Genomic DNA, 17301 nt, shown 5'->3' on the forward strand with positions numbered 1-17301 from the left:
ATGAAGGGCCGCACCTAGATTGTGATCGCGCAGCGCCTGGCGAACGTGGCAGCCTCGACCGCATTTGGTGTTTGACGGCGGAGTCATCGCCGAGGGGCACCGCGCGCTACCCTGACTAAGCGGCCCGGCGGAATCTATCGGCGGCTGCTGGAGAGCCAGGCTTGCGAATTCGGCCGGATCTCTACGACAGGCTACCGGGAAGGGTTCGCAGTCGAAATGTCGGTCGTTTGGACCGGGGCGCAAATTGAAGGATCGGCCAAAGGGAGACTAAAACCACAAGCGTCGCAGCACGTCAACAGAATCGGTAAGGTTGGACTGGGAACACAGATTGCGAGCGGGCGAGTAGCAGCTCGCAACCTCAGCTGTCCCAGGGCGGAGAGGCGTGCCGAACGTCTTGAAGTCAGATCTACACCTTGGTCTCAGGTGAGCGGTATCGCACAAAGTTCGACTTCGTCGAGTGATACGCGTCGAGGCAAAGACCGGTTGGCGATACAAAGCAGTGGCGAACATCGAACAAGACGGCCGTCGACTTTTGAGAGGCTTCGGCGACTTTCATCATCTCCGGCCCTTTGGCGAGTTGCCGTTCGCGCGGCTGAAATCCTGTGGGGTATGCTTCCGCCCATGCCGTCACCAATTTGCTTCAAGAGCTCGCCAAATCGCTCAACAAGACGGGCATCCTCGAAAGCTGTCTTGTCAATCTCGCGCTCTGTCCAGTGTTCGACGAGGCCTAAACCATCATATGCGACCATCCGGCGGGTCGACCGACGAGACGTCGCGCGCTTGGACACATCAAAGGTCATCCGCTGGTGGCGCTGTGGGGCGCACGGTGGATTGGGTTTTACTGGAACGGGAGTTTGCGGCGGTCTACACCGATGATCTCGGTCTCCCGCCGCTGCGGAAGCGATTGAAGCCAGGACTTCCGATCCTCAAGCACACCTACAACCTGTCCGACGAGGTGCCGTGCGAGCGCTGGGTTGAGAACACCTTTTTATCAGTTCTTTTGCGGCGAGGAGTTCTTCCAGCACCGGCTGGTGTTCGATTGCTCGTCGCTGACGCGCTAGCGCAACCGGATGGGCGACAATTATCCTCTGGTTCCGCGGCGCGAGCAGGTGGTAGTCCCTGAACGGACGACGCATTTTGGCGAACCACAGGTCAGCCAAAAAACTCGCACAGTTCACCGGGCAGTCGCAAGACCTGCACCGAACTGCTCAGGCGCGGAACGCTGAGCTTTCCATAAATAAATCGATAAGCTAGGGTATGATGAGATTCATCTGGAATGGATCACGGCGGTGGCGATGTAGATCGTCGCCTCGAAAAACTGACCTCTTCCTTGTCGCATCCCTAGGTGCTTGAATTCCTTCAGATTGCCGAAGACGTTGTCGATCAGGTGACGCCATCTGTAGATGTCCCTGTCGAGGTGGAGAGGCTTGGCGACTTTGATGCTGCGAGATCACGACTTTCGCCGTGCGCTCGTTCAAGGCTTCGATGCTCCAATTGGAATCAACAGCTTTATCACGATCAAGCTGCCAGGTGTTCCACAGCTGTTCGGGCGAGCGATGAGTGTCCCTCTGAGTCCATCGCTATGAAGTCTCAGGTTATAGCACTGCCCTAGCTCGCGCAGAGCGCTCAATCGCGTCTTCAAGGAGCCTTTGTAGCAAGGCATCATATGGCATACCTGATTCCGCCATCATTCTCGCAAACATGCTGGAGGGAGTAATGTCGGGCTTAGAGCCCACCTCGTTAATTAGAAGTTCCCCATTGGGTCGCATAAAAAGATCTACCCTTGCCAATGCCTCACAGCCGATCACTCTGAACGCTTCGCGAGATAGCGCTTGCACTCGATCAGCTACGACATCCTCAATTTCTGCTTTCGTCTTCATTATTACTTCTTTCTCATCGAGTTTTGCCTTGTAGGTGAAGAAGGCGGCCTTTTCAGTCGGAATAATTTCGCATGGCCAGGGACAAAGCAAGTTACTCTCTTTCTCTGCCTCCTGTAAAATCGCACACTCGAATTCGCGCGCCTGCACGAACTCCTCGATTAACACCTTGCTGCCATGGCCAAACGCGAGATCGACGGCAGCTTGAAACTCTGACTCGCAGGTTACCCTACTAACGCCGATAGAAGAATGAAAGCTCGCCGGCTTTACAATCAGGGAACGGCTGCAAAGCGTTTCTTGGGCAAATTGAAAATTCGCCGCTTCTCGAGTTGTCAGAGCTATAAATCGCGCGATCGGAAGACCAGCGTCGCGCAATATTCGTTTGGTCATTTGCTTATCGCGGCATATCGCCGCCGCAGGTAATCGGGATCCTACAAAGGGAACCTGCGCGGTTTCCAAGATACCTTGCAGGACGCCATCGCACACGTTTGCGAGCACTACGTCAATGTGACATGTTCCGCTTCTTTCACCCCCGTTGCACCGGTGAATGAGCGCTTTGCCGCCCCCGCCCGGCAACAGCGCTATTTGAGCTCCCGACGATTCCATATCTAAGGGAAACCGCAGCGCATTTTCGTGTAGCCACCATTTACCATCCGGTGCGATACGCACCAGTATCGGGGTATAGCGTTTCCGGTCCAAGGCTTCATAGACAGCTCGAGCGGCCGCCATCGTTACCTCGTGCTCAGCAGATCGACCTCCAAATAGTAGTGCCACGTTTAGAATGGTCATGATCGACCTCCTATGTTTTCGACAAATGAGGTAGCACGGAAGCACTGGCAACGACGATCTACAACTACCAAGAAAGGTACTAACGTTGGCGAATGTAGCGACTGGCGGGATCGACCGACGTGAAAAGATTATGGGCGGCGATCACTGGTCGTAGTCGTGGCGCGGGCCATTTGGTTTGCGTCGCAGTCAGGGCGGACCGCTTTCGCACATCCCGCTTTTTCGCTCCTGGGCCCCTTTGCGATTGATGCGTGAAGTTGGCGGGCGAAAGCGTGCTGTCAGGGCCTCGAACTCCGGCCACTCCATGCCATGTGCTGACACTTTTCGGACCCCCCCGGTCGGCGCAGGCCGAGGCCGATGTGCTTCGTGGGAGAATCGGTTGAGCGTCGTGAGCAGCCGACTGCACTGAGAGTTCACAGGCTGAAGTCCCTGTGCCGTCAGTTTTCCCGTATCGGATGAAGCGAGCAATGTTCACGGAAGAGCAGATTATCGCGGTATTGAAGGAGCATGAGGCTGGGGCGAAGACGGCCGACCTGGCTCGCAAGTATGGGATCTCCGAAGCGACGATCTACAATTGGAAGGCCAAATTCGGCGGCATGGAGGTTTCCGAGGCGAAGCGCCTGGGGACCGTGGAAGAGGAGAACGCGAAGCTGAAGAAGCTTCTGGCCGAGCAGATCCTCGACGGGGCCGCCCTTCGCGAGCTGATTTCAAAAAATAGTAGGGCCCCGCCGCGGGGCGCGCTGCGGTCGTGCATCTGCAGGTCGTCATGAGCCTGTCGGAACGGCGGGCCTGCTCGATCGTGGGGGCGGATCGGAAGTTGATCCGTTATCGCTCCAGCCGCCCAGCGGACGCGGCTCTGCGTGGCCGGTTGCCCGATCTCGCCAACGAGCGGCGGCGATTCGGCTATCGCCGGTTATTCGTCCTGCTGCGACGGGAGGCAGAGCCCTCGGCGATCAATCGGATCTCCCGGCTTTATCGCGAAAGGGCTCACCGTACGCAAGCGGCGGGCTCGCCACAAAGCTGTGGGACCCGTGCGCCGATGCCCAATGCGCGCTGGTCGCTGGACTTCGTCCACGACCAGTTCGCCAACGGGCGGCGCTTCCGCATTCTCAACATCGTCGACGATGTCACTAAGGTATGCCTGGGCGCCATTCCGGAGATGTCGATCTCAGGACGGCGCGTTGCCCGCGAACTGACGGCAATTCGTCGAACGACGCGGCAAGCCAGGAATGATCGTGTCCGACCATGGCACAGAGTTCACCTGCAACGCCATGCTCGCCTGGAGCAAGGACACAGTCATCGATTGGCACTTTATCGCGCCGGGATAGCCGATGCAGAAACATTGAGAGTTTAAATGGCCGGATGCGCGATGAACTGCTCAACGAGACCCTGTTCTTGGATCTGGATGACGCCCGCGCCAAGATCGCCAACTGGGTCGCCAACTACAATGTCCGGCATCCTCACGCGTCGCTGAAATACCTGATCCTCGCAGCCTATGCCGCCCACCTCGCCGCAACGGACGATCGGCCGCGCAAGCCCGACCAGCTCCGCCAATCGTCCGTTGCTCCACTCGCGCCACTTCAGGCCGGCCCGCACTTGGGGGCTGAGCGGCAGGCGGCGTGCAGCACGGCGGGCCCTAGCGGCCGCTCGCTATCGCGGCACCAGGTGCTGTTGACGCAAGACTGCTGACACGCGCGGATACCGTTTTCTCAAATGGCGACTACAACATTCATCACCAGAGTAGGTAGTGTCTCGATCATTGTTGACGGTCTATCATCAATTACCAACTCGCCTACAGGCCATCACGAGGCTTATCAAAACAAAACGAGTTCCATGAAAAACCGGGTTAATCCGTTGCGCGTCTCACGCTTCCTTCGAGTATATGACGATGCCGCCGCCCAAAAAGGCATCAGGCTTTCGGTAGGATTCGATTTTCACAAGTATGCCGCGATCGTACGGGGCACGCCAACAAAGGAGTTCACATCTCCACTCTTCCAGCTAGATCTTTCGCCAGTCAAATCAGGCGATGGATTTTGGATGATAGGCGTCGATAAGAATGACGATGTCGTTATTTTACAGGCCGTTCGACTGTTTCATCTTTCGCGCAGCAGCCTTGCAGAACATCTTTGCGCTGACCCGGCCCTAAATGCAGACGCTCAGCAAATTTGGATTTGCACAGCACCGAGCGCGAAGAAGATAACCGGGAAAGTAGCCTACCACGGGGATGCTTGGGTACGCAAAGACTATAGAGGACAGGGCATGCCCAGCATCATGGCGGGAGTAGCATTTGGTGTGTCTTTTGCCATGTGGTCTCCGGATTTCGTATGTGGACTCGTAGCGCGCTCGCTAGGGGATAAGGGCCTTATTGCGAGATACGGATATCCGCACTATGAATCCGGCGGTTTACAGGTGGTAGAGCAGAATGATCTGGACGACTATTTGCTTGTTTGGCTAACCGGCGAGGAATTGTGGGGCCGTATTGATAGTCCCGACACACGTTGTAACCCTTAAGAAGGAGTCAGATCGTTGAATTTCGAATTGACGGATCCTCAGCGTCAGTGGCGCGATGAAGTTCGCGCCTTTCTCCGCGACAATGTCACCCCAGAGCTTGAACGTGAGCGCCACATTGAAGGCAAATTGCGATTCGGACCGGAGGCGCGTGCTTTCCGCAAGAAGGTGGGCGATAAGGGGTGGTGGGGCTTGACCTGGCCGCGGGAGTACGGCGGACTAGGTAAGGGGGCAATCGAAATGCACATTATGGCGAGAGAATTTGATTACGCCAAAGTGATCCCCGCCGACACGACATATCTGTCGATCGCGCCGATGATTATGCGCTATGGGACCGAGGAAAATAAGCGCGATTTTATCCCTGGGATTACTCGGGGGGAGGTATTCGCTGCGCTCGGATATTCCGAGCCCGACGCAGGGACGGACTTGGCGAGCCTGAGGACGCGAGCCGTCCTCGATGGGGACCAGTGGGTCATCAACGGATCCAAGATTTGGACCAGCAATGCGCACGGCGCCTCTCACGTATGGCTTTGCGTGCGCACCGATCCGGATGCGCCTAAGCGCCAGGGGATCTCCGTGATCATGGCCCCGATGAATGCAAAAGGGATCGAGGTACAGCCGCTAATTTGCTGGAGCGACTATCGGACCAACCAGGTGTTCTTTACCGATGTCCGGGTCCCACGTCGAAATCTGATTGGCGAAGTCAATAAGGGCTGGGGTTATATCACGAGCGCGCTCACACATGAGCGGAGTGCTGTGACCACTGGCGGCGATCTTCGGCGGGAGATCGACGACTTGATCGAGGTCTGTCGAAGCGGTCTGGTCGGAGGCGTCCGTCTTATTGACCGCCTAAGTGTGCGGCAGCGCCTCGCAGAACTCGATGCAGACGTCGAGGTCATGCGCCTCTATGGCTTCCGGGGGGCCTCACTTATAGAGGCTGGTGAGGATCCTACCGCGACGCTTACTGCTCAGAAAATCTATAACAGCGAACTCCGTCAGAAGATCGCCGACTTCGGAACGCAGATCCTTGGTATGTACGGACAGCTGAACTGGCGAGATCGTGATGCGCCTGGTCGTGGAGATATTGAGCGGCTCTACCGGTATGCGCCGGAGGTGCGCTTTGCTGGCGGAACCAACGAGGTTCTGCGGGACATCATCGCGCAGCGCGGTTACGGAATGCCGAGTTATGGAAGGTCTGCCCGCAGCTGAGTGTGCGAAATTCAGGTAAGGGATAGCGGATGAAGTGTTCACTTTCTGACGAACAGAAACAGTTCGCCGACTCCATTCGGAGCCTGTTCGCTCGGGAGTGCCCTCCCTCTCTGGTTCGACAGCTTCAGAATCCGAACATCGATGCTAAGCCGGCTCGTCTTTGGGATCGCCTTACCCAGATTGGAGTTTTTGGTCTGGCGCTTCCGACGGAGCTGGGAGGCCAAGGCGGAACACTGTTCGACCTTGGACTGGTCTACGAAGAGGGTGGTCGCGTTCTTTGGCCGACAATCGTGTATGGTACGATCGAGTTCGGCTTGGCACTCTCTCGTCTCGCAGGTGCTCCTCATTGTTCGAAGTGGTTGCCGAAGGTGGCTGCTGGTGAGGTCATCGGAACGGTCGCGATTGCCGATCCCGGCGACAGCTCGAATACTGTCCCAAAGATTCGCGCCGAACGGAAATGCACGAAATGGACCCTCAGTGGATCTCTTGACTTTGTACCGAACGCAGACGTTGCGGACGTGCTTCTCACGACGGCGCGCACCACAGATAATGACGGAGCGAAGCTGGACGTCGCCATGCTCCTACCCCGACAGCTACTGTCTGCGCAGCGAAGGCGTACGTTCACGCGTGACAACCAGTGCCGTGTCGATCTTGATGGTGTGGAGATCGACGGCGCCAATATCTTAATGGACAGCCCATGCTTAAATCATGGTAATCTGCACTGGGTTGCTAACGCCATGACGGCTCTGCATTGTATGGACATGGTCGGTGGAGCGCAGGCCGTCATCCACCAAACTGTTCAGCATATCAAGGACCGGCATCAGTTCGGTCGACCGATAGCTAGCTTTCAGGCCGCGCAACACCACGTTGCCAACATGCACATCGCAGTGGAAGGCGCTCAGCTTGCAGCATATCAGGCCGTCGCTCTGGTAGGAGCTGGTCAGATCGCTGAGCGGGAAACAACCATTGCCAAGCTGAAGGCAAACGAAGCATACAAGTTCGCAACGCTGACTGCCCACCAGTTGCATGGAGGTATGGGCTATGTTGTCGATACGCACCTGCACCTCTGGTCAGAACGTGCGAAGGCTATGGAGCTTCGCGACGGCGCTTGGGATACGCAAATTGGTCGGCTTGCGTTAGCGCTTGGCCTGAGGGAGTAGCAGCGTTGCTGCGAGGCCTCGCCGCGGCTAACAAGCTGGCGGCTTGCAGGGACGATCAGAAACCGGCAGCCACAGCGTCTAGTGCTGCTGGCAGCCGGGTTCACTTTGGCTCCGGCGCGCCATGACGACTTGCTCACAGTGCACCTTATTTCCGGCGATAAAGCGCGTCGATCAGCCAGGTTGTCGAACCCTACAAAACAGGTGTCCGATGGGCAATGGGCACAACTCTGAGACGTCGCAGCAATGCACAATGAAGACGTCTCCATGTTGAGCAATCAGGAGTGAGGGAAACGCTATGGTAAACACTTCAGCTATGGTGCGTTGTGGAGAGGCCGCATCCGGGCAACCTACGGCACGGAGCGACGAAGGAGCGCGAGACATCATGTGTTCGCCGCTCAAGGGCATCCGCGTCGTAGACCTCACTCACGTCCTGGCCGGCCCTTACTGCTCAACCATTCTGACGGACTTAGGAGCCGAAGTTATCAAGATCGAGAGGCCCGGCATCGGTGAAATCTGCCGTCGCATGGATCCCTTCCGCGAGAGGGAAAGTTACTACTTCGCCGCCCTGAACCGGAATAAGCGCAGCCTCGCGCTGGATCTCAAGCTTGATGGTGCAAAGCTCGTCTTAGAAGATTTGATACGGCGAGCGGATGTTCTGTTAGAAAACTTTCGTCCTGGCACGCTCGATTCGCTGGGCTTCGGCTATGAGCAGCTTCGCAAACTCAATCCTACTCTCATCATCTGTTCCATTTCGGGTTTTGGGCAGACTGGGCCTTTACGCGACCATGGGTCATTTGATCTCGTGGCGCAGGCCATGACGGGAGTGATGAGCTTGACCGGGGAGCCAGGACGACCGCCAGTGAAGGCCGGTATGCCAATTGGAGATGTTTTTGCCAGCGTCTATGCAGCTCTCGCGATCGCCTCGGCCTTGATCGGGCGCATGAAGTCCGGTCGTGGGTGCGTTATTGACCTCAGTATGTTCGACGCTCTCCTCACCACAATCCCTTACTTCGCAAGCCGCTATCTGGCTGATGGTGATCTCTTGCCGCCAGTTGGTTCGGGCGATCCAAAAGCCGTCCCCTACGGCGCCTTTCCCGCCGCCGACGGCTACATCGCCATCGCAGTGTTTGGAGACAATTTCTGGCCACCTCTGTGCCGCGCGATCGAGCGGCAAGATCTCGCCCGGGACCCCGAGTTGGCCTCTACGGACGGTCGTATCCGACGACGATGCGAGGTCGAATCGGTGCTTGTCGAACGCCTGAAGGGAAAGACAGTCGCGGACTGGTGCAAGATCTTCTCAACTGCTGGGATTCCGCATGGCCCGATCCTCAGCGTTGGCGCCGCCCTGGATCATCCACATACAGTCGCGCGAAAATTGATACTCAAATTTGAACACCAGAAGTGCGGAACGATTAGGACGGTCGGCAGTCCCATCAACGTTGACGGAGAGCCCATCGTAATATCTGCGACGCCCGGGCCTATGCTTGGAGAACATACGGAGCAAGTACTTGTAGAACTTGGTTACGACGCAGCGAAGATCGCCCGCCTTCGAGCCGAGGGCGCAATCGCGCTGTTACCCTGAAGCTGGCGTAACCGAAGCAGAAGGTGCATAAGCCCGCTATGCAACGCTAGGGATTGAATTATGAGTTTCTCGTTTTTCGCTAGCTGCCCTCGCTATGTCGTCGCCACAATCCTGCCAGGCGAGTGACTTTAGAGTGCTCCAAATCGCAGGCGAAGCTCCTGATGTACTCAGATGGACCGATCGGTATAGCCCGGGAACACTCCGCCGCCGCTGCAGTATCTGCTCTATCAGAGATACTTTCCAGCCAATCGATCCTCTTCCAGGCAGGGCGCAGGACGGCTTTTATGCACTACGTACAGGTTGGCCTTTGATAGTTGGCGCAGCAGCGTCGAAGACCGTTTGCAGGTGCCGAAGAAACGTAGGCTCGTTCTAAAGTATCAGAAACGGGGCTGCGCGAACAGCGCGCTCGGCTGTCGAGACGTCAGTGGTTGCCGAAGCCGCTCGCTCGCGCCGTGCGGCGCACGCGTGGGTTCGCTCGCTTCAGCAAATAGTAGCAACACTGATGTCGACGGCGCTAAACCAGGTCGAAAGCGTGGTTGATGGATGTATTATCCCGCATCACGCAGTCCGCTGCCTGATCGTCGCAAACGCAACGATCTTGCGGTCCTCACGAGGCCGACCCCCGCGGGCGATCACTATACCTTCCAGCGAGATGCGCTGTCGATCCGATACGACCGCTGAACGGCGGCCGACCGCAACCCTCGGCGGTGGACGCGGCAGGCAGTCAACCGCAAGCGTGAGCCCGGACCTTAGTAGTCCGTCCTTAATCAACTCCGGAACTCATTATTTAGTTGTAACAACGTGGGGAGGTGAAAATTGGCAAATCCGCGGGGCGCATGATCACTTTGCAGAATTTCCTCAATAGTTAGCAAATCTTCGCAGTCCTTATGCGTCGGTACATAATACGACCGTGTTCAACCATGCATAAGCAGGAGGGGGCATGACTAAACAGTATTCCAACGGCCATTCAGGCTGTCGTCTGAACCGCCGATCGCTACTTCAGTCAACCGCCGCCGTACTGAGCGCGCCTTTTGTCGTCAAAGCCACTAAAGCTTGGGGGCAGGAGAAGCTCGCCGGTAGTGGGGAAGTCGTCGTTTTCAGTTACGGTGGCTCTATGCTCGCAGGTGCTCGGCGGCATGTTTATGAGCCCTTCACGAAGGCGACAGGAATAACGGTCGTGGACGTCGTAGCCGATGTGGCCGAGCCCCAGGTGAAGGCGATGACTCAGGCCGGTCGCATCGATTGGGATATCACGCTTGTGCAAGCAGGTAACTATCCAGCAATGGCTCAAGCCGGGATGTTTGTGCCGATCGATTATAGTCTTTGGGACCAGGAGTCGCTCGAGGGCGCGCCCGCACACACTCGTCTCAAAGACGCCGTCGCGATGTTTGGGGTGGCGGTGGTGCTCGCTTATGATCAACGCGCCTTCCCAAGAGGTGGGCCACGAAACTGGGTAGATTTCTGGGATGTCGAGAAGTTTCCAGGGCCGCGAGCGATTGAGGGTTCACAAGGTCGGCATACCATCGTTCATGCGCTTCTCGCCGCCGGCGTTGCGCCCAAAGAAGTCTGGCCGCTCAGCGATGATAAGCTCCATCGCGCGTTCCAAAAACTGAATGAGATCAGGCCCTATGTTACTAAGTGGTGGATGGCTGGCGGAGAGCCCATTCAACTTCTCATCAATGGAGAGAGCGTCATGAGCAGCGCTTTTGATGGGCGCGCGGTGGCTGCGATCCGCCAGGGTGCGCCGATCAAATTGGTCTGGCAAGGGTCGATGAGCTATAACTATTGCGCTATTCTAAAAGGTGGTCCCAATTCGATAAACGCGCAGAAGCTAATCGCCTTCCTTAATCGAGCGCAAATTGCAGCCGGATGGACGCAGGGCACCGGCTACCCTGGGCCGAATACAAATCAGCTCAAATACCTACCGACTGACTTGACGCCACTGCTCAGCGTAAATCCTGAGAACGCCTCGAGCTGCGTCCTCGACAGTACACTCTGGTTGGCCGAGATGCGTCCGGACGGCAAAACCAATGCGGATTACGTCCAGGAGCGTTGGCTGGCATGGCGGGCACGATGAAGTCCATAGCAATGAACGGCCGGCCGGAGACATCGCGGGTCTCTCGCTCGGCCCGGGCCACACCTTGGGCCTGGTTGCTGCTACCCGGAGGCATCTTCCTTGCGGTGCTCTTCGTGGTGCCGCTATCGGAGCTTCTATTGCTCTCATTCGGGATGCCAAAGTGGACCCTGGCGAATTTCCTGCGGATTGGTGACAATCCTGCCTACATTGTTGTGTTGCGGAACACGCTGGAGATCGGCGTAACTGTGACGGCGCTCAGCTTCGTGCTCAGCTACCCGATCGCCTACTCTCTCGCAACAGGCGGACCAGTGCTGCGCACGTTTCTGATGGTTGCAGTCGTGCTACCCTATTTCACGAGCGTTCTAGCGCGGACCTTCTCGTGGGTCGTCCTCCTCGGACGCAACGGCATCGTCAACCAGATAATGCTCGAACTCGGCTGGGTCTCGCAGCCGGTTCCGATGCTCTACAACCGATTCGGTGTGATCGTCGGTATGACTCACGTGATCATGCCGCTAATGATCTTGCCGATGCTGACGGTCATGTCGAGCATAGATCAGAAGCTGCTGCGAGCTGCGAGGGCGAACGGTGCGAGCCCAGTCGCGGCCTTCCTTACAATATTTCTGCCGCTCAGCCTGCCTGGCGTCGTCGCTGGGGTGCTGTTGGCGTTTATCTACTGTCTGGGCTTTTACGTTACGCCCGCATTACTTGGTGGTCTATCGGATGTCATGATCACAATGGAGATCAGTGCTCAGGTCGTCGAGCTGCTCAACTGGAACTTCGCTTCTGCTCTTTCCATGGTCCTCCTGTCAACTGTCCTGGCTATTCTGTGGGTCAGCTCGCGCTTCTTTCCGATTGAACAACTTTTAGGGCTCTCTGATGACAAGGTCGGATCGAAAGCCATTGGCCGGCGCCAACTCGGTACCCACTGGCTAATGGGGGTCGGCTCTGTGGCAAACGCGCTCGATCGCTGGGTCCCCTCGATGGGAGGTCGAGGTGTTCCGAGCTTTGCAAGTTTCTTGGCGGTACTGCTCCTGCTGCCGGTACTTATCGTCGCGTATTTGTCGTTCAGTGCTTCGTCCTACTTCGTCTTCCCAGTGCCGAGCTACTCGCTGCGCAACTACCACACCTATCTTTCCGATCCGCTCTGGCTCCGCGCCACTTTCGTTAGCATCCGCATTGCACTGATGGCGGCGGGCATGGCGACGCTGCTCGGCGGCATGCTCGCCTTCGGCTTATCGCGGGGTGGCATTCGTGCTCGCGGCGCAATGGTCGCCCTCGTTCTCTCGCCTATCATTTTGCCGACCATTGTAGTAGCGGTCGCGACTTATTTCGTGCTGGTGCGAGTGGGACTTCAAGGTACGGAGTTCGGTTTAGCGCTTGGTCACGCGGTTCACGCCATCCCCTTTGTGGTGGTGATCGTCGTTGCCAATTTGCGGGACCTCAACCCGACGTATGAGCGTGCCGCCCGCAGCCTTGGCGCCGGTCCAATGGTCACCTTTCGGACCATCATTGTGCCGCTCGTCATGCCGGCACTCATCGTCGCCGCCTTCTTCGCCTTCCTGACTTCGTTCGACGACGTCGTCTACGTGCTATTCCTCGGCATCGGAAGACTCACCACATTGCCCATGCGAATGTGGGAAGGGATCAGGCAGGATATAAATCCCACGATCGCGGCCGTGGCCACACTGCAAATGGTGTTCGCAGCGACAGTGATTATTGTCAGTGCCGTGATGGGGCGCGATAGGCCGACCTGACGTCTCGAACAAGCGAAGAGAGACGAATGTACTCAAAGTACCCTTTGGAGCTGAAATGTTGATGACCTCGAAGGCGAGCGGCACTCATGCGAAGACTGGCGGCATTTTGCTGCACAACCTGCAAAAGCGATATGGTGGCGTAACCGCCGTCGACGACGTCGATCTTTCCATCGCGCCCGGCGAGTTCGTTTCGTTGCTTGGTGCCAGCGGCTCCGGAAAAACAACGACTCTGATGATGATCGCCGGTTTCGAATTGCCCGATAGAGGTCGGGTTCTGCTGGACGATAAGGACATCACGCGCTTGCCACCACACCGTCGCGAACTGGGCGTGATTTTTCAAAACTATGCTCTCTTTCCGCACATGACGGTCGCCGAGAACGTTGCCTACCCCCTTCGTATGCGGCGGATCGCAAAGCAGGTGGTTGAAAGCCGCGTGAGCCGCGTCCTCGATCAGGTGCACCTGGGTGCTTTGGCCTCACGTTATCCGCACCAAATGTCAGGCGGTCAGCAGCAGAGAGTAGCGATAGCACGTGCACTTGTTTTTGACCCGCCAGTTCTCCTCCTTGACGAGCCGTTGGGCGCTCTCGACAGGAAGTTGCGCGAGCATCTCAGGAACGAGATCAAGACCCTCCACAGGGAAGTCGGCAAGACAATGGTCTACGTGACGCACGATCAGGATGAGGCGCTCGCCATGTCCGACCGAGTCGCCGTGATGCACGAGGGCCGGATTCGGCAGGTCTCTGCACCGCAGGAGATCTATCGCAAGCCGGCGGACTTGTTCGTGGCAGGCTTCGTCGGAGAGGTCAATCTCATACCCGTCAAGCTCAGATCCGGCATTGTCCACGGTCCTGCAGGCGAGACGTTGCCTGCCGCTCGGTGGACTGGTGCGGACATGGATGCGACTCTCTGTGTGCGGCCCGAGCATTTGCGTCTCGCCAGCGAAACCTCAGGTGGGATACAGGGAATTATCGTTGAAAAGACGTTCGTTGGCGACGCAACGATCTTTGCATTTCGCAGCGAGTCGGGACTACAGCTGACGTCGAAGGTGATGAACCTATCCACTGAAGCAATGCCCAACATTGGCGATGCCTCTGTTGCGTCCTGGGGGGTGAATGACGCAACCATTCTCACGGAATAGCTGGAACGGCCCCATGCAGCGATTGGCAATCGACCTACGGCGCGACAATCTGGGCGGACAATCGTATTGCCAGATGCACCGATGTTCCCGATAAACCTATTGTTGCCTCATCTATTTTGCTCCCTAGCCAGGGAGCGAAGAAAACCGGTCGCCCAACTGGTGGGCATTTCGAGTGCGCCGATGGCACGCTGGGTCCTCACCCGAGCGCTTGCAAAGCCAACAGACCGGTGATCGAGTGTGGTCAAGGCTGCCAGCCGCCGAAGGCGGTGGCGCAACGCGCCAGCCTTGAGCACGGTCGATCACCGGTCTACTTCGCACCACCTGACCTTGCCCCCAAGTTTTATCCATTCCTGAGTTCGCCCCGGTCGTTGGATTTGCCCATTTGGGCGGTGGTAGCGACGGGAGCTGGCGCGGAGCCCTCAGCATAGCGCAGCGCCAGATCCCGTCGCGGGTTGCAGGTGATGGCGAACTCGGACGGCGTCCTCCATCCGAGCTGTGAGTGTGGTCGTGTGTCGTTGTAATCCGCGCGCCAGCATCCGAGCGCGACGCGGGCCTGGGCCAGCGAGGTGAACAACGTCTCGTTCAACAATTCATCCCGCAGCCGGCCGTTGAAGCTCTCGATGAAGGCGTTCTGCATGGGCTTGCCTGGCGCGATGTAGTGCCAAGCGACGCGGCTCTGATCGGCCCACGTCAGAATGGCGTTGCTGGTGAGTTCGGTGCCGTTGTCGCTAACCACCGTCTTGGTCTTGACCGCGCTCGGTGATCAGGCGGTCCAGTTCCCGCGACACCCGGGCGCCCGAGAGCGAGGTATCGGCCACCAGCGCCAGACACTCGCGGGTGCAATCGTCGACCACGGTCAGAATGCGGAAGCGACGGCCGTCGGTGAGCTGATCCGACACGAAGTCGAGCGACCAACGATCGTTGGGGGCCATCGGCGCCATCATCGGTGCCCTGGTCCCAATTGCCCGCTTGCGGCCACCACGGCGGCGTACCGCGAGCCTCTCTTCCCGGTAGAGCCGGAAGAGCTTCTTATGGTTGACCAGATAACCCTCCGCTTGAGCAGCACGTGCAGGCGGCGGTAACCGAAACGGCGACGTTCCTGGGCGATCGCCCTCATGCGCTGGCGAAGGCCGGCATCATCTGCGCGGGTCGCCTTGTATCTCATCGTCATGCGGCAGCAGCCGATGGCTTTACACGCCCGCCGTTCGCTCATTCCGTAGACGTCCACGAGATGGGCGACAGCTTTCCGCTTGGCAGCGGGCATCACCATTTCTTTCCCAGGAGATCTTTCAAGGCCGCATTGTCCAGCATGGCGTCGGCCAAGAGCCGCTTCAGTCGTGTGTTCTCGTCCTCCAGGGTCTTCAGCCGCTTGGCCTCCGACACCTCCATCCCGCCGAATTTTGCCTTCCATTTGTAGATGCTGGCGTCACTGACGCCATGCTTGCGGCACAGATCGGCGACCGAAACGCCAGCTTCGTGCTCCTTCAAAATCCCGATGATCTGCTCTTCCGTAAAGCGACTGCGCTTCATGCTCTGGTCCTTATGTGGGCCAGAGCGAACTTCAAACTGGATTAAGCCCGTGGGGCAAGGTCACACCGTTCCTTCATCCAGCAGCGGCGGGCTTTCCGGTGATGTGACGATCACGTCGCTTTGTGCTGCGTTTTCTCCGTATCCGTCCGGTGAAGCTTTCAATTACCCACAAATTCTACTCCGACCATGGCGCCCAGCGCGATGTCGGTGAGGCGTGACAGCCCGCGCCACATGACGGTATTGCCGGGCGGCGGATCGCTGGCGCGGGCGAGATAGCCGCCGAGCCGGGCGATCTTGATCAGATAGTGCGAGAGCGTTTTCTGTCTTGCTTTTGGTTTGTCGTTGACGAGGCGATCGAGCACGCCGATTTCAGTCGCAGTCAACGCGAGGGTTGGCGGTGCGTCTGGGGCAGAACGGTTGAGCATTGTCATCCAGAAGACCCGCCAACTCAGGATGCAAAAGAGCGAGATCAGATTGGTCAGAGACGCTGGGCGGTCCGGAGCTTCGACTCCTCAGCTTTGCAGCCCGATTTGAGGATCTTGTGGAACACCTCGATCTTCCATCTCAAACCATACCATTCGAGTTTCTCAATGGCGTCGCTGCGGGAACCAACAGGCAGGTCGGTGATCAGCTTCCAATCGATCTTCTTTCTGTTTTTCGGCGTCCCGCGCTCTTCGGCATGGATCACCGTCAAGGTCAGAGCGGGATAGCGCTTCTGCTTTCCGATCGGCGGCAGAACGCGAATCTTGCGATACCTGATCTCAAGAACGGCCTGGTCGGGATCGCCGTTGCTGTCTCTGACTTCGATGCGATGGAGCCCTTTGACGGCGACCTCGTCCATTTCGTCGGCGATCGTGTGATCCCCGTCTCCAGCCAAGCGGTCGACGCAGGTCCTGATCAGGAAATGAGTGCCGATCTCCTGTGCTGCGCAGAAAAGCTCGTAGATGTCACTCTCGCGATCACCAATATGGATGCATCGTTCCGAATGATCCAAGAGTTGCGTAGACTGCTTGAGATTTTCCAACCACCGGACGCTTTCCTTTTTCTCGATGGGAATCCGGGTCGGATTGATCTTCTTTTTAAGCGCTGCCGTCCCCTTGAATTTCTTCCGGGTCCAGAACTTAACGGCCGCCAACCCCAGCGGCACCCCCTCGATTGTAACCGCGAGGCTCGAATGCATCAGGATGCCGCAAACCGTGTGCGATCTGAGGCGACCCGCCTTATCCCGTCCACTGTTTATGCTCTTGGTGATGCCGATCGCTTCTGACTTCTCGCGTTGAACTCGGTTGTATCGTGCAGCACAAGAACAAGACCGTCAGTGGCGGCGGCACGATCACGTGTCGATTGGAAATGGCCGGCCAGAATGTCCGCTTCGCTGACCCGGTCATTAGAGAAGAAGCGGTAGGCTGCCTTGGTATTCGCCCAATCCTGGCAGACGAGCGGAATGCTTTGTCCCATGGCGCTTCCAATCTGCGTGAGCAGTTTGCGGAATCTGTCGCCGAGCCGCGCGTCCCTAAACGCGCATCCACTACATGCGGATTCCGCTCGATGTCGCCCACCATTCCGGAATGATCTCGCCCACGATTGAACGAACCCGCTACGCGGGAGTGGGGGCAAGCCTGGTGAACTGAGGTGTCCTGTCTGAGAGGATGTTGGTCTTCGCACCACCCCTCTCAAGAC

12 protein-coding genes and 3 pseudogenes are annotated in these 17301 nt (G+C 57.6%); 9 read left to right on the plus strand and 6 right to left on the minus strand.

Features of this window, described 5'->3' with window-relative positions; all coding sequences use genetic code 11:
- Positions 1–419 precede the first annotated feature (419 nt).
- Complete coding sequence (locus tag XH85_RS47880; protein WP_128931975.1) at positions 420–800, minus strand: transposase DNA-binding-containing protein; 381 nt, start codon at positions 798–800, stop codon at positions 420–422.
- 29 nt (positions 801–829) lie between these two features.
- Here XH85_RS47880 and XH85_RS46345 point away from each other — a divergent pair.
- Positions 830–1058, plus strand: a pseudogene (locus XH85_RS46345) (transposase); the annotation flags it as partial.
- Between the two features lie 537 nt (positions 1059–1595).
- Here the strand turns inward: XH85_RS46345 and XH85_RS11625 are convergent.
- Positions 1596–2666: a D-alanine--D-alanine ligase family protein gene (locus tag XH85_RS11625; RefSeq protein ID WP_128931976.1), complete on the minus strand. Its 1071-nt coding sequence runs from the start codon at positions 2664–2666 to the stop codon at positions 1596–1598.
- Positions 2667–3118: 452 nt separating this feature from the next.
- On the opposite strand from XH85_RS11625, the pseudogene XH85_RS11630 reads away from it, so the two are divergent.
- From XH85_RS11630 to XH85_RS11665, 8 genes and pseudogenes are all read left to right on the plus strand, one after another.
- A pseudogene (locus tag XH85_RS11630) lies at positions 3119–4352 on the plus strand (IS3 family transposase).
- Between the two features lie 24 nt (positions 4353–4376).
- Positions 4377–5174: a hypothetical protein gene (locus XH85_RS11635; protein ID WP_128931977.1), complete on the plus strand. Its 798-nt coding sequence runs from the start codon at positions 4377–4379 to the stop codon at positions 5172–5174.
- Positions 5175–5189: 15 nt separating this feature from the next.
- Positions 5190–6380: an acyl-CoA dehydrogenase family protein gene (locus tag XH85_RS11640; protein ID WP_128931978.1), complete on the plus strand. Its 1191-nt coding sequence runs from the start codon at positions 5190–5192 to the stop codon at positions 6378–6380.
- A 29-nt stretch (positions 6381–6409) separates the two neighbouring features.
- A complete protein-coding gene (locus XH85_RS11645) occupies positions 6410–7540 on the plus strand; it encodes an acyl-CoA dehydrogenase family protein (RefSeq protein WP_128931979.1) in 1131 nt (376 codons plus the stop codon).
- A 382-nt stretch (positions 7541–7922) separates the two neighbouring features.
- Entirely contained in the window at positions 7923–9122 is a 1200-nt protein-coding gene (locus XH85_RS11650) for a CaiB/BaiF CoA transferase family protein (RefSeq protein ID WP_164940746.1), read from the plus strand.
- A gap of 940 nt (positions 9123–10062) precedes the next feature.
- Complete coding sequence (locus XH85_RS11655) at positions 10063–11199, plus strand: ABC transporter substrate-binding protein (protein WP_128931981.1); 1137 nt, start codon at positions 10063–10065, stop codon at positions 11197–11199.
- A complete protein-coding gene (locus XH85_RS11660; RefSeq protein ID WP_128931982.1) occupies positions 11184–12953 on the plus strand; it encodes an ABC transporter permease subunit in 1770 nt (589 codons plus the stop codon). The genes XH85_RS11655 and XH85_RS11660 overlap by 16 nt, the downstream gene beginning before the upstream one ends.
- A gap of 55 nt (positions 12954–13008) precedes the next feature.
- Positions 13009–14091 (plus strand): ABC transporter ATP-binding protein, encoded by a 1083-nt coding sequence (locus tag XH85_RS11665; protein WP_245474013.1) that lies wholly within the window; start codon positions 13009–13011, stop codon positions 14089–14091.
- A 340-nt stretch (positions 14092–14431) separates the two neighbouring features.
- Here XH85_RS11665 and XH85_RS11670 read toward each other — a convergent pair.
- From XH85_RS11670 to XH85_RS46360, 4 genes and pseudogenes are all read right to left on the minus strand, one after another.
- Positions 14432–15621: pseudogene (locus XH85_RS11670) on the minus strand (IS3 family transposase).
- Positions 15622–15779: 158 nt separating this feature from the next.
- The gene (locus tag XH85_RS46350) at positions 15780–16052 is read right to left on the minus strand and encodes a hypothetical protein (protein WP_338025620.1); all 273 of its coding nucleotides are present in this window, start codon (positions 16050–16052) and stop codon (positions 15780–15782) included.
- Between the two features lie 47 nt (positions 16053–16099).
- The gene (locus tag XH85_RS46355; protein ID WP_245474015.1) at positions 16100–16801 is read right to left on the minus strand and encodes an IS4 family transposase; all 702 of its coding nucleotides are present in this window, start codon (positions 16799–16801) and stop codon (positions 16100–16102) included.
- 56 nt (positions 16802–16857) lie between these two features.
- Entirely contained in the window at positions 16858–17289 is a 432-nt protein-coding gene (locus XH85_RS46360) for an IS4/Tn5 family transposase DNA-binding protein (RefSeq protein ID WP_338025664.1), read from the minus strand.
- Positions 17290–17301 lie beyond the last annotated feature (12 nt).

Origin of the sequence: Bradyrhizobium zhanjiangense (assembly GCF_004114935.1) — a bacterium.
Taxonomy (GTDB): Bacteria; Pseudomonadota; Alphaproteobacteria; order Rhizobiales; family Xanthobacteraceae; genus Bradyrhizobium; species Bradyrhizobium zhanjiangense.